At 63.0% G+C, this 12,515-nt stretch carries 17 protein-coding genes; 11 read left to right on the top strand and 6 right to left on the bottom strand.

The genetic code is table 11. The features are described from left to right. Positions 1-309 precede the first annotated feature (309 nt). Positions 310-1,014 (top strand): hypothetical protein, encoded by a 705-nt coding sequence (locus ACOOFN_RS02875; RefSeq protein WP_420433490.1) that lies wholly within the window; start codon positions 310-312, stop codon positions 1,012-1,014. A gap of 74 nt (positions 1,015-1,088) precedes the next feature. Continuing rightward, positions 1,089-1,460 carry a tRNA-binding protein gene (locus ACOOFN_RS02870; protein WP_420433488.1) on the top strand — a complete coding sequence of 124 codons (372 nt, stop codon included), beginning with the start codon at positions 1,089-1,091 and terminating at the stop codon, positions 1,458-1,460. 21 nt (positions 1,461-1,481) lie between these two features. Here the strand turns inward: ACOOFN_RS02870 and ACOOFN_RS02865 are convergent, their stop codons facing one another. Next, positions 1,482-3,116 carry a chloride channel protein gene (locus tag ACOOFN_RS02865; protein ID WP_420433486.1) on the bottom strand — a complete coding sequence of 545 codons (1,635 nt, stop codon included), beginning with the start codon at positions 3,114-3,116 and terminating at the stop codon, positions 1,482-1,484. 31 nt (positions 3,117-3,147) lie between these two features. Beyond that, positions 3,148-4,383 (bottom strand): MFS transporter, encoded by a 1,236-nt coding sequence (locus ACOOFN_RS02860; RefSeq protein ID WP_420433484.1) that lies wholly within the window; start codon positions 4,381-4,383, stop codon positions 3,148-3,150. Positions 4,384-4,483: 100 nt separating this feature from the next. Between ACOOFN_RS02860 and ACOOFN_RS02855 the strand changes: the two genes are divergently transcribed. The 5 genes from ACOOFN_RS02855 to ACOOFN_RS02835 all read left to right on the top strand — a co-directional run bounded on the left by ACOOFN_RS02855 (position 4,484) and on the right by ACOOFN_RS02835 (position 6,671). Further along, positions 4,484-4,801, top strand: coding sequence for a metalloregulator ArsR/SmtB family transcription factor (locus ACOOFN_RS02855; protein ID WP_420433482.1), 318 nt, complete (start codon positions 4,484-4,486; stop codon positions 4,799-4,801). Next, positions 4,785-5,213 (top strand): SRPBCC family protein, encoded by a 429-nt coding sequence (locus ACOOFN_RS02850; RefSeq protein ID WP_420433480.1) that lies wholly within the window; start codon positions 4,785-4,787, stop codon positions 5,211-5,213. The genes ACOOFN_RS02855 and ACOOFN_RS02850 overlap by 17 nt, the downstream gene beginning before the upstream one ends. Before the next feature lie 19 nt (positions 5,214-5,232). After that, positions 5,233-5,547 carry an ArsR/SmtB family transcription factor gene (locus ACOOFN_RS02845; RefSeq protein ID WP_420433478.1) on the top strand — a complete coding sequence of 105 codons (315 nt, stop codon included), beginning with the start codon at positions 5,233-5,235 and terminating at the stop codon, positions 5,545-5,547. Further along, on the top strand, positions 5,528-6,007 hold the full coding sequence (locus tag ACOOFN_RS02840) for an SRPBCC domain-containing protein (protein ID WP_420433476.1): 480 nt from the start codon (positions 5,528-5,530) through the stop codon (positions 6,005-6,007). The genes ACOOFN_RS02845 and ACOOFN_RS02840 overlap by 20 nt, the downstream gene beginning before the upstream one ends. Positions 6,008-6,068: 61 nt before the next feature. Then, on the top strand, positions 6,069-6,671 hold the full coding sequence (locus ACOOFN_RS02835) for a hypothetical protein (RefSeq protein ID WP_420433474.1): 603 nt from the start codon (positions 6,069-6,071) through the stop codon (positions 6,669-6,671). On the opposite strand, the gene ACOOFN_RS02830 is transcribed toward ACOOFN_RS02835, so the two are convergent. Further along, complete coding sequence (locus tag ACOOFN_RS02830; RefSeq protein ID WP_420434989.1) at positions 6,638-6,877, bottom strand: ribbon-helix-helix domain-containing protein; 240 nt, start codon at positions 6,875-6,877, stop codon at positions 6,638-6,640. The genes ACOOFN_RS02835 and ACOOFN_RS02830 overlap by 34 nt on opposite strands. Positions 6,878-6,939: 62 nt before the next feature. On the opposite strand from ACOOFN_RS02830, the gene ACOOFN_RS02825 reads away from it, so the two are divergent. Beyond that, positions 6,940-7,608 (top strand): DNA-3-methyladenine glycosylase I, encoded by a 669-nt coding sequence (locus ACOOFN_RS02825; RefSeq protein ID WP_420433472.1) that lies wholly within the window; start codon positions 6,940-6,942, stop codon positions 7,606-7,608. A gap of 100 nt (positions 7,609-7,708) precedes the next feature. On the opposite strand, the gene fumC is transcribed toward ACOOFN_RS02825, so the two are convergent. Beyond that, a complete protein-coding gene (fumC, locus tag ACOOFN_RS02820; protein WP_420433470.1) occupies positions 7,709-9,100 on the bottom strand; it encodes a class II fumarate hydratase in 1,392 nt (463 codons plus the stop codon). A gap of 81 nt (positions 9,101-9,181) precedes the next feature. On the opposite strand from fumC, the gene ACOOFN_RS02815 reads away from it, so the two are divergent. Beyond that, positions 9,182-9,574: a RusA family crossover junction endodeoxyribonuclease gene (locus ACOOFN_RS02815; RefSeq protein ID WP_420433468.1), complete on the top strand. Its 393-nt coding sequence runs from the start codon at positions 9,182-9,184 to the stop codon at positions 9,572-9,574. Beyond that, the gene (locus tag ACOOFN_RS02810; RefSeq protein WP_420433466.1) at positions 9,562-9,984 is read left to right on the top strand and encodes a DoxX family protein; all 423 of its coding nucleotides are present in this window, start codon (positions 9,562-9,564) and stop codon (positions 9,982-9,984) included. Before ACOOFN_RS02815 ends, ACOOFN_RS02810 begins: the two co-directional genes overlap by 13 nt. Before the next feature lie 26 nt (positions 9,985-10,010). Here the strand turns inward: ACOOFN_RS02810 and ACOOFN_RS02805 are convergent, their stop codons facing one another. Together ACOOFN_RS02805 and ACOOFN_RS02800 are read right to left on the bottom strand one after the other, a co-directional pair. After that, positions 10,011-10,487 (bottom strand): PaaI family thioesterase, encoded by a 477-nt coding sequence (locus ACOOFN_RS02805; RefSeq protein ID WP_420433464.1) that lies wholly within the window; start codon positions 10,485-10,487, stop codon positions 10,011-10,013. Continuing rightward, complete coding sequence (locus tag ACOOFN_RS02800) at positions 10,484-11,002, bottom strand: SspB family protein (protein ID WP_420434987.1); 519 nt, start codon at positions 11,000-11,002, stop codon at positions 10,484-10,486. The genes ACOOFN_RS02805 and ACOOFN_RS02800 overlap by 4 nt, the downstream gene beginning before the upstream one ends. Positions 11,003-11,156: 154 nt before the next feature. On the opposite strand from ACOOFN_RS02800, the gene ACOOFN_RS02795 reads away from it, so the two are divergent. After that, complete coding sequence (locus tag ACOOFN_RS02795) at positions 11,157-12,509, top strand: cytochrome P450 (RefSeq protein WP_420433462.1); 1,353 nt, start codon at positions 11,157-11,159, stop codon at positions 12,507-12,509. Positions 12,510-12,515 lie beyond the last annotated feature (6 nt).

Below are 12,515 nucleotides of genomic sequence, written 5' to 3'. Positions count from 1 at the left end.
CGATACATGTATTGCCAGCATTTTCGCCTATAAATAGAACAAGAGTTAAGCAACTAGCCGGACGCCCGAAGGCTCATCGTCATGAGTCTCGCATGCGGCCGCAGTTTCGCGTGTATGGGCTGTAGGCAGCGGCAAAGCACCAAGCATAGGCCCGCTTGTCATGCAGGATCCCGGGAACGCCAGCCACAGTTCGCGGCCGCCGCCTCACATTTTCGCGAGCCATCTATAAAAGCGTACGAAAGCGTATTAAAAAAATCGAGCGGTGGTTATCGCCGCTTGGATGACAATTGGTATCAGTCGGGGATTTGAATGAAGAGATTGAATTTATTTGCGGCGTCAGTCGCAGCCACAGTTAGCGTAGCGCCCGCAATGGCGCAGGATGGCGGGGTCATCGAGTTGAGCCGGGACTGCGAGGTCGAGCTCGCTTATTCGGCCGGCACCGATCATTTGCGCGAGAATGCGGGGGTCTACGCTTTCGGCGAAGACGGATACGAGCTCGTCACGCCCGGCAGCAATGGCTATGTCTGCATGGCCGTGCGCGAAGCCCCGAATGCCGTGGTGCCGCAATGCTTCGACGAGTTGGCCCAGGGAACCCATGTCCGCGTCTTCCTGGATGAGGGAGAGGCGCTGCGCGCCGGCGAGGCGTTTGCCGACATCCGGGCACGCCGCGCAGAAAGGTTCGAGAGCGGACATTATCATCCGGTCGATGGTCATGGCGTCGTCTACATGATGTCCGACTTCAACCTGGTGAATGCCAGCGGGAACCTGTTGCGCGTCGCACCGCACGTCATGTTTCATGCACCGGGCGTCAGCCTCGACGATGTCGGCACCACAACAGAAGTGTCGCTGCAAAACCGCGGCATGCCGATTGTCGCTTCGCCCGGGCCGATGGGCTATCTGGTCTCCTTCGTTGATCATGGCACCGGCACGGACCGGGTGATGGCCGCCTGCGAAGGCGAGTTGCCGGATCTCTCGACCTACGCCCCGTTTCCGCCGGCCGGCGCCGGCGAATAGGGCATTCGCTGTAATTGCAGGCTTGCGGGACGAGCCCTCCAATGGCGCAGTGTGCGGCCAGAGGAGGGCAGGGAATGCACAAGGATTTTGCACCCGAGGCACCGATTGCCGGCGAGATCTCGTTTGATGACTTCCTGAAGGTCGACATCAGGGTGGGACGGATTGTCCGCGCCGAGACCTTTCCCGAAGCCCGCAAACCGGCCTACCGCCTGTGGATCGATTTCGGTCCCGCCATCGGCGAGAAAAAGAGCGCGGCGCAGATCACCGTGCATTACGCGACCGACGACCTCGTGGGGCGCCGGGTGATGGCCGTCGTCAACTTCCCGCCACGCCAGATCGGCCCGGTCCGGTCCGAGGTCCTGGTCCTTGGATTTGCGGATGAAGACGGGGCCATCCGGCTGGCCGCGCCCGATGGCGACGTGCCACTGGGCGCAAGGATGGCTTGAGCCCCATACCCTGCAGCAGTCCTAGCGGTGCTCTTCCTCATGCGCTTCCGCCAGGGCCTGGGCATAGGCGGCGTGTGCTTCGGTGCGGCTGATATAGCCGACAATGGGTTGATCGCCGGTCCGGGATCGCACGACCGTGCCGTCCAGCGCTTCTGCCGAGAGAAAGCCGATGGCCTTGCCGAGATAATCATCCTCGAACAGGCATGGCGCGTCCTTGTCGAAATCGGCGCCGGCTTCGTCAGGCCGCATCGGGGTCATCACCTCGCGTACGCGTATCGTCTGCAACAGGACGCGTGCCTGCCCGCGTGACAGGTCATAGCCGCGCCGCAGGATCTGCTTGTGGAAGACGCTGCCGCCGGCCAGCGCCTGGCTCAGCACGGTTGCCAGCGAGACCGCAATCAGCACCGCGACAGAGGCTTCATAGCTGGCGGTCAGTTCGAACACGATCAACGTGGTTGAAAGTGGCGCACCCAGCGCCGCCCCGGCGACCGCTCCCATGCCGACCACCGCATAGAAGGGCACACCGGCTGTTTCCGCTCCGGTCAGCGCCAGCACCCCGCCGAACGCCGCGCCGAGCATGGCACCGAGATAGAGCGAGGGTGAAAATACACCGCCGCCAAAGCGGAAGCCGAGCGTGATGGCTGTGGCCAGCAGCTTCATGCCGACCAGAAGGATCAGGATCGGAATGGCATAGCCGCCGGCCAGCGCCGTAGCGGTCGCTTCATATCCGACGCCCAGGATTTCCGGTGAGATCAGGGCCAGCCCGCCGATCAGGATGCCGCCGACGGGCGGCAGCGCCCAAATGGGCAGACCGATCTGTTTTGCTGTCTGACCGATCACGCGCGGCGCATGGATGACGCTAAGCACAAATGCGCTGGCAACCAGCGCACTCATCAGGCCGAGCCCGATAACGCCGGGCAGATCGAGGAGGCCGGCAGGCGACAGCTCCGGCATCGAAAAGGCCGGTGTCGCACCGAGATGTGCGCGCGAAATCAGCGCGCCGGTGACGCTGGCAATGGCGACCGGTGCGATCGAGCGCAGCGCGTAATGACCCAGCACGATTTCGAAGGCGAACAGAGCGCCGGCGACAGGCGCATTGAAACTGGCCGCGACGGCGGCCGCCGCGCCGCAGGCCAGGAGGATACGGATTGCGCGCGGCGGCAAACGCAGGATCCGGGCGATCAGGGACGCCACCGCCGCGCCCAGATGAACGGCCGGCCCTTCGCGACCGGCTGATCCGCCCGATCCCAGCGACACGGCCGAAATGGCGGCCGACAGGAGGCCGTCGGCGAGCGTGATTTGCCCGCCACGCGCGGCGCGCGCTTCCATGACGTCCGCAACCGCGCCCGTGCGGTTTTCGACCAACCAGCCGCGCGAAAAGCCGACATACAGAATTGCCGAAACGATGACGCCGCCGGCGACCGGCGCCAGCATGATCTGCCATACCGGCAGACCGGATACGCCGGAGACCAGCAATTCGTGGTCGGCGCCGAACATCAGATAGCTGGTCACTTCGATGGCCAGGATGAAGCCGAGCGCTGCATAGCCCGCGACCACGCCGATCACGGCGCCGACCAGCCAGAGGGCAGCAGACCGGCCTTCGGTCCATTGCCGCACAATCCATCGGACGGGCGAAAAGCGGGGCGACTCGGTCACCCCCTGTTTGAACGCCGCGCCGGCTGGGGCGTCAAGGCCGGCCGTCGAGATGGCGGGCCTTGCGGAGTTCCGGAAACAGCCTGGCCCAGACGGCCGCAATGGCGATCGTCCCGACGCCTCCGGCAATGACGGTCGCTTTGGCCCCGATGAGGAAGGCGGTGAGACCGGCCCGGAATTCACCGAGCTCGTTCGACGCTCCGATAAACAGCATGTTCACCGCATTGACGCGGCCGCGCAGCCGGTCCGGGGTCCAAAGCTGGATCAGGGTTTCGCGGATATAGACGCTGATCATGTCCGCACCGCCGGCGATAATCAGCGCGGCCACCGACAACCAGACCAGCTCGGAAATGCCGAACACGACAATGGCACCGCCGAACACCCCGACGAAGGCAAACAGGAACAGGCCCGCATGATCGCGGATAGGATTGACGGCGAGGTAGAGCGCCACTGCCACTGCGCCAATGCCCTGGCTGGACCGGAGCAGTCCGAGCCCGACCGGGCCAACTTCTAGAATATCGCGCGCATAGACGGGCAATAGCGCCACGGCACCGCCGACCAGCACCGCAAACAGGTCGAGCGAGAGCGCGCCGAGCACGATCTTCTCTTTCCAGATATAGCGGAAGCCGGCCAGAATCGTGTCCCAGCTTCGCGGCTCGGTCTCCGAATGCTGGTCCGGTTTCGGAATGCGCGTGGCTAGCAGGGCGGCAAGGCAGAGCAGGGCCGTGGCGCTGCCATAGGCGGCGACAGGCGAAATCCCATACAGCAGGCCGCCGGCGACCGGACCGACGATCGTGGTGAGCTGCCAGGCCGAGGAGTTCAGAGCAATCGCGCGCGAGAGGAGGGCCGGCGGCACAATATTCGGCAGCAGCGCCTGCACGGCGGGGCCGCGGAAAGCGCGGGCGATGCCGAATACGACCAGCAGGACATAGATCAGCGCGACCTGACGGCTGCCGGCAATCGTGAACGTCAGAAGGGCGGCCGATACCGCGGCTGAAACCAGCAGGGTCGCGATCATGATCGCGCGGCGTGGCAGGCGGTCGGCCGCCGCACCGGTGACCAGGACCAGCAGAAGCGCCGGTGCGAATTGTGACAGCCCGATCAGGCCAAGATCGAGCGGGTTGCGGGTAATGTCGTAGACCTGCCAGCCGAGGGCCACGACCTGGATCTGAACGGCAAACGAGGTCAGCGACCGCGCCAGCCAGTAGATCAGATAGGGCGTGTGCCGGAAGACCGCCCATTGCGGCTGGACCGAGTCGGGTGAGCGCATAGGCGCTTAGACCGCGCGGCCGGACACGGGTCAAGCCACGACTTGACATGAAACCAAATGGTTGCATTAATATGAAACCAATCGGTTTTATGAGGGCGGTATGCAAAACGTATTCAGAGCCATTTCGGATCCGACGCGGCGCGAAATCCTCGGTCTTCTGGCAGAGCGCGAAATGTCGATCGGTGAAGTGTCCGAACGCTTCGCGATCAGCCGCCCCGCGATAGCCAAACACCTCGCCATATTGCGCGACGGCAATCTCATCCGGGTCGAAGCGAGGGGCCGCGAGCGGATGAACCGGCTCAATGCTGCCCCCCTCAAGGACGTGGCAGCCTGGCTCTCTGTCTTCGACCGGTTCTGGGACGACAGGCTGGACAAGTTGAAATCAACATTGGAGCAAGACGATGACGGCAAGTATTGAGAAGACCGTATTCCTGCGGGCCAGCCCAGAAAAAGTCTGGGCCTTCCTGACCCAGCCCGACGAGCTGGCCAGATGGTTCCACCGCAGCGACGTGCCATTGCAGGCCGGCCAACCCTACAAGCTGCTGGGCGATGACGGGGACGGTCTGTGCTGGGGGCGGGTGCTCACCGCCGAGGCGCCACGAACGCTCGTCTACACCTTCACCCACAACCATCTGAAGGAACACGAAACACGTGTTGAATGGACGCTCGAGCCGGTGGAGGGCGGAACGCGCCTTCACCTCGTGCATGACGGATTCGAAGGCGCGCCGGTGTCGGAGTTCGACATGCTGTGTGCTCATGATGGCGGTTGGGACGATCATTTCGGGCGCCTGCGCGAACGAGCAAAGGACGTGCAATTGACTCAAGTGTAAGCAACGGCTAACGTAAGTGATGGCTTACGAAAAATGCCTGGCTGTTCTGTCTGACCCCACCCGCCGCGCCGTGTTTGAGCACCTGCGCAGCGGACCGGCGGCGGCGGGCGATCTGGCCCGGCATTTTCCCGTAAGCCGTCCGGCAATCTCGCAACATCTCAATACATTGCTTGATGCCGGCCTGGTGGAGGTGGAAAGGCGAGGCACGCAGCGGATCTATTCGATCCGGCTGGCCGGACTCGAAGCGCTGCGAAGCTGGCTCGACGGGTTCTGGGAAACAGCGCTCGCCAACTACAAGGAGGCGCTGGAGCGCGATGAACACGGTGATCAATGAGACAATCGCCCCGGTCGAGAAATCGGTCACGGTCGACAAGGATGCGGCCACGGCATTCCGCTTTTTCACGGAAAAATTTGATGCCTGGTGGCCGAAAGAGACGCATTCCCTCGGCGCCGACCGCGAAGGGGTCACGCCGGCGCGCGTTGTCATGGAAAGCGGTATCGGGGGGCGTCTGTTTGAAGTCGCACAGGATGGCACCGAACACTATTGGGGAACGATCGGCACCTGGCAGCCCGGCGAGCGCCTGATCTTTTCCTGGGGGTTCGACAAGCCCGAGGCCCAGCGCACCGAGGTCGAAGTGGTGTTCACGGATCTGGGTGGCGGCCGGACGCGGATCGACCTGACCCACCGCAATTGGGAGAAAGATCCCAAGGGCGCGGAATTGCGCAAGGGCTACAACAATGGCTGGGAACCGGTCATGGCCAGCCTGCTGGAGCGCTGCAACGCAATCGGCTGACCCCTTTTTCCTTGGCGGATGACGGTGTTCGCGCCATCATCCGCCGAAACAGGGGGAAGTCATGCGTTACCTATGGATCGTCGCCGGCATGGTCGGCCTGTCGGGCATGGCGGCTGCGCAGGATGCCGCAACCGACCGCAGCGTATTTACCGAGTTCGAGAATTGCGAGGACCGCGATCCCGGCGACCTCGCCCCCTATCTCCAGGTTTGCGAAGGCCCCGATGGCCGCGAGATCTGGCTGCCGTACAGCGAGCATTCAGGGGCCATGGCCATCGGACCCAACGGGATCGAAACCCAGCTCGACGAACGCCCTGAAATCGGCGGCCTCGACATGCTGATCGGCCCGGTGATCGACTGGCGCTATGCCGACGGCGCACCAACCCCTTATGCCGCGATTGTCCGGTATCGGGGAATGACCCCCAATTATGACGCCGACGCCGCGGAGTTTACCGGCGGGGCCGTCACCAATTCGAATGTCCTTGTTGTCATTGCCCTGCGCGAGCAGGGGCCCGTCAGCGCCTGCCATGTCGGTTATGTCGACGCCATGCAGGTCCCGAATGCCAATGAGCGTGCCCATGCCCTGGCCGCTGAGTTGGCGCCGGACTTCCATTGCGGCGCGGACCGGATCCGCTATGTCGGCGACGGCAAGCCGGGCGCGGACTGAACCTCCCGCAGTGCAAACACGCGGCAAGCCGAGGAGAGCGGCTGGTCGGCATCGCTCGCGGCGCGCGCTTCGTCGATCTCGCGGATCAGCGCAGCGAACGGCAGACTACGACGCTCGGCGGATGCGTCCAGCACAGCCCAGAATTCCGGCTCCAGCGCCAGGCTGGTCCGGTGGCCGGCAATCGAGATCGAGCGTTTCACGAGCATGTGGCTTGCCTTTCGGGTCACAAGATCATCCGATATCGGCCTCACGGGCAAGGAGGCCGAACATGCGTCCATTCGCGAAAATCGAAGCCTTGGCGATCCAGCATCATGGCAGCCGAGAAGCGGTCGAGGAAAAGCTCGCCAAGCCGAAATCAGCCGACGAGCTCGCCGCCATTCCGGACGATCGCTGGTTGTCCGGCATGACGCAGGCAGTGTTTTCCGCCGGTTTCGTCTGGAAAGTGATCGAGGCCAAGTGGGACGGGTTTGAAGCCGCCTTCGACGGCTTCGATCCGGGAAAGGTCGCGCTGTATTCCGACGATGACATTGCCCGCCTCGTTTCCGACGAGCGGATTGTGCGCAACGGCCAGAAGATCACTGCGACGGTGAAGAACGCGCAATTCGTGCAGGAGATCGCTGCAGAGCACGGCGGCTTCGGCGCCTTTCTCGCCAATTGGCCGCCATCGGATCAGGTCGGTTTGCTGGAACATTTCGGCAAACATGCCTCACGCCTGGGCGGCAGCACCGGCCAGTATTTCCTGCGCTTCTCGGGTTGGGACGCGTTCATTGCCTCGGGCGATGTCGTGAAAGCCCTGATCCGCGAAGGCGTGATCGACAAGCCACCGACCTCGAAAGGCGCGATGAAAAAGGTGCAGGCAGCGTTCAATTCCTGGACGGAAGAAAGCGGGCGTTCGCAGACCGAGGTGAGCCGTATGCTGGCGCTGAGCGTGGGGTAGGGGACCCCTCACCCTTCGCGCTGACGCGCTCTTCCCTCTCCCTCGAGGGAGAGGGAAAGAAGGCGAGCCCTGAAAGGGCGAGGATTCGAGGGTGAGGGGCCTATTTCGGCTTAATCATGTCGGCCGGGATGACCACCCGGTCGAATTCTTCCGCCGTCACAAAGCCCAGCTTCACCGCCTCTTCCTTCAGCGTCGTGCCATTCTTGTGCGCGGTCTTGGCGACGGTGGTGGCGTTGTCATAGCCGATCGTCGGCGCCAGCGCGGTCACCAGCATCAGGGATTTTTCCATCAGGTCGGTGATCCGGTCCTCATTCGCCTTGATGCCGACCACGCACCTGTCGGTGAAGGACAGGCAGGCATCCGCCATGATGCGGATCGATTGCAGCATGTTGTAGGCCATCATCGGCTTGAACACGTTGAGCTCGAAATGCCCCTGCGCGCCGCCGACCGTGATGGCGACCTGGTTGCCCATCACCTGGGCGCACACCATCGTCATCGCCTCGCACTGGGTCGGGTTGACCTTGCCCGGCATGATGGACGAGCCCGGCTCGTTCTCCGGCAGCGAGATCTCGGCCAGCCCGCAGCGCGGACCGGAGCCCAAGAGGCGGATATCATTGGCGATCTTGTTCAAAGAGGCGGCCAGAGTGTTGAGCGCACCATGCGCCGAGACATAGGCATCATGTGCGGCAAGCGCCTCGAACTTGTTCGGCGCGGTCTTGAACGGCAGGCCGGTATAATTCGCCACGTCTTCGGCGAAGGCGACATCGAAGCCCGGCTTGGCGTTGATGCCGGTGCCGACGGCGGTGCCGCCCTGGGCAAGATAGAACAGGTATTCCAGGCCCTCGCGAACGCGCTGCATGCCGAGATCGAGCTGCGCGACATAGCCGGAAAATTCCTGGCCCAGCGTCAGCGGCGTGGCGTCCTGCAGGTGGGTGCGGCCGATCTTGATGATGTCCTTGAAGCTTTCTGCCTTGTCGTTGAGCGCATTGCGCAAAGTCTGCAGAGCCGGCAGCAGGCGGTGATGCATTTCCTCGGCGGCGGCGATATGCATTGCCGTCGGGAAGGTGTCGTTCGAGGATTGCGAGCGATTGACGTGATCGTTCGGGTGGACCGGATCTTTCGAGCCGACCTCGCCGCCGAGGATCTGGATCGCCCGGTTGGAGACCACTTCATTGGTGTTCATGTTCGACTGGGTGCCGGACCCGGTCTGCCAGACCGACAGCGGAAAATGATCGTTCCACTTTCCTTCCGCGACTTCTCCGGCGGCCTGCGCGATGGCGTCCGCAAGTTCCGGCTCGAGATTGCCGAGTGACTTGTTCACCCGCGCTGCCGAGCGCTTGATGATGCCGAGCGCACGGACCATCGGCGCCGGCATGGTCTCTTCGCCGATCGGGAAATTGATCAGGGAACGGGCCGACTGCGCGCCATAGAGCTTGTCGGCGGGAACCTCGAGCGGGCCAAAGCTGTCGGTTTCGGTGCGGGTTTCGCTCATCGCGGGAGGCTCCTTGCGCAATGGCCGGGATCGGCAGAAGGTTACTGACAATTCGATTCGGACGTGTATCACCCGTACACCATGGATCAAGACGACACACTGGATTGGATCGGGAAAGGACGGGTTCAGGCCGCGATGTCAGGAGACAGCCTCCATCTGCGCGTTGACGCGCTGACCTCGCAATCGAAGCGTTTCAAGACGCTGATCGGCGAGTTTTTCCGTACCGAATTCAAGCGTGTGCGCCCGAAATACGGCCCCTATGAAGTCGAGATCCGCATCGAGCGGACCGATCACAGTCCTGTGCACGACGTCGACAATGTCGCGAAAGCCGTCTTGGATGCGCTCACCGGTTGCGTCTTTCACGATGACAGCCAGGTCGAGAAACTGATGGTCGAAAAGGTCCTGGCGGATCGCGCCCGCGTCAAGGTCAGGGCCCGGCCCCTGAACCGGGAGGCGGAGACATGCGAAACCTGATCCAACTGTCTTTTCTTTCACCGCTCAAAGACTTTGCAATCGCTTTCCTGCGCGTCCTGACCGGTGGCTTCCTAGTGTATGGTGTCTGGGACAACATCACCAGCGCGGCACGGATGGACGAGTTCGAGGCCTTCCTCGCGCAGTTTGGCTTTCCGATGGTCGAGCTGATGGCGCCCCTGTCGGTCTATACCCAGCTGATCGCCGGCCTCGGCCTGGTCTTCGGCTTGCTGACGCGCTGGGCCGGCGTGCTGGTCACAGCGAACTTCGTTGTCGCCATGCTGATGGTGCACATCAATGACGATTTCCGCGCCATGTGGCCGGCCTTTGTCCTGGTGGCGATCGGCGCCTATTTCGCCACAGCCGGTGGCGGCGCCTTTGCGCTCGACCGGCTTCTCATCCGCAAGGCCTAGCGCCGGCCAGCATCACCGCACCCGTCCTAGAGCCCCCGCTCTTCCTTGATGCGTTTCACCTCGCTGTGCGGCTTGTGAAAACAGGTTGCGCTGGCCTTGGCCAGCAGCCGGTCCTCGGCATCCCAGAGCCAGCCCTCGGTGAAAAAGAATTGCTTGCCCTTCTTGATCACCTGGCCCTTGGACTTGAGCGGCCCCGGCCATACAGGCGAGATGAAGCTGGTCTTCATCTCCAGGGTCGGCACCACCCCGTCAAAACCGGCCACGGTGATCGCCGCGAGTGACATCACATCGTCGAGCATGGCCGTCACCATGCCGCCCTGGACGGCGCCGGTGGGGCTGGACACGCGCGCGTCGGGCTCCCAGCCGGCCTCGAACCACATTTCTTCGCAGTTCAGCTCGATGAATCTGAAGCCGAGCAGTTCGGAATAGAAAAGCTGGTTTGGGGACTCGGTGAAGAAACGCCTGATCGTCGCCTCGTCCCAGGGCGGTTTTGGAAATTTCATTTCTTCCGGAAGCTGTCGAGACTGACCACTTCAGCGCCGTCGCCCGACGCTTTGGCAGATGTTTTGGCCGCCGCCTTGGCCTTCTTCGTCTTCTTCGGCGCCGGGTCCGGGGCCTCGAGCTTTGCCGGCTCGCTGTTCGCGCCGCTTTGATCTTCCTCGGCGATCGCCTGCATCATCGGTTCGAATTGCAGATGAAATCCGACCGACGGATCATGGAAACGGTTGACGGCCGAGTAGGGCACTTTGAGGTATTTCGGAACGCCACCGAATTTCAGCGTGACCTCGAAGAAATCGTCCTGCGGATTGAGGTCCCAGAACTGGTGCTCCAGAACGATGGTCATTTCCTCGGGATATTTCGACTTCAGGCTGTCATCGATGTCCACGCCAAGGGCTTCGGTCTTGAAGCTGATGTAGAAATGGTGCGCACCCGGCAGACCGTCGGGGCCTGCCGCGCGAATCAACGCTTCACGAATGACGCCGCGCAAGGCTTCCTGCGCCAGCAGATCGTAGCGCATAAGGTCAGTCGCCACGATGAACTCCCCCAATTAGTCCGTAACTCAAGCGTAGTCATGCCGCCTGTGGCGTCAACGAAGACTCGATTGTCGCACTGTAATTTTCTCTGAATGCCCTAGATTGCAGAATCCCGTGAAGAACGAACGGCCGACGCCGATGACAACTCAAGCCTTCATTCCGCCCATGCCGCGGCGCCAGACGCGCCCGCTCGGATTGTGGCGGACGGCAAAGGTCCTGCGCCATTCGCCGGTCGAGATCCTGCCGCTGGAAGCCTTTCAGTTCACGCGGATCTCGGCCCCCTTCATCGGTCGCACTGTGCACACTCTTTCCGGGCCCGACGAATTGAAGGCCGTTCTCGCCGACGACCCGGATGCCTGGCGCAAATCGCCACTGATCCAGCGCATGCTGCGTCCCATTCTCGGCGAGGCGATCCTGACCGCGCACGGCGATTGGTGGAAAGTCCAGCGCAAGGCGATGCAGCCGGGATTTGTCCGCCAGCGCATCCAGGCGCTCGTTCCGCACATGGCGGCGGCCGCAGAAACCGCCGCGGGAAGCCTCGGTGCAACAGCGGGTCCCGCAGACATAACGCCGTCACTTAACCAGGCCGCGCTAAGCGTGATCGAGGCCGCGCTCTTTACGAAACCTGACGACTTCGACCGTGCCACTATCCGTGCCGCTATCGAGCAGGTGTTCGAGGAAACCGGGCGCACCCGGTTTTCCGATCTGCTGCCCTTGCCCGAGACCGCGCCCCGCATTCTCGGTCCGAAAGCCCTGAAAGCCCGCAAGATCCTGCGCAACGCCGTCATGCGCGAGATCGCCAAGCGCAAGACAGGCGCTGCGAAACGCGACGATCTCCTGCAATTGCTGCTCGATGCGCAGGCCGAGGACGGCACCGGCCTGAGCGAAATCGATGTCCGCGACAATGTGCTGAGCCTGGTCATCGCCGGCCACGAGACAACCGCCATCGCAATCGGCTGGGCGCTCTATGTGCTGGCCAGCCGTCCCGAATGGCAGGACCGGGTCCGGTCAGAAGTGAATGAGGCAGCCGGCGGTGCGCCGCTCGAGGCGGCACACCTGGCGAGCCTCGTCTTCACGCGCCAGATCATCGACGAGACGCTGCGATTGTATCCGCCGGCCCCGCTGGTCGGGCGCCAGGCGGTGCGCGACACACAGATCTGCGAGCGCGCGGTCAAAAAGGGCGATGTCGCGATCCTCGCCTTCTATGCGCTGCATCGGCATCACCGCTTCTGGCCGGATCCGGACCGTTTTGATCCAGACCGTTTCTCGGTCGGGAACCGGCCCACTAATCCCTGGCAGTTCAAGCCTTTTGGCGGCGGGCCGCGGGCCTGCGTCGGCTCGGGCTTCGCGCTGACGGAAGCCGTCATCATCCTGGCCGCCCTGGTGCGTCGCCTGCGCTTCTCGGTGCCGGAAGGATACAAACCCTATCCGGTGATGACGGTGACATTGCGGCCCGAGGGCGGCCTGCCATTGTGTGTGCAAGGCGTGTGACAGCTG

Source organism: Hyphobacterium sp. (assembly GCF_965217055.1).
Taxonomy (GTDB): domain Bacteria; phylum Pseudomonadota; class Alphaproteobacteria; order Caulobacterales; family Maricaulaceae; genus Hyphobacterium.
This window is presented reverse-complemented; position numbering and strand designations above follow the sequence as displayed.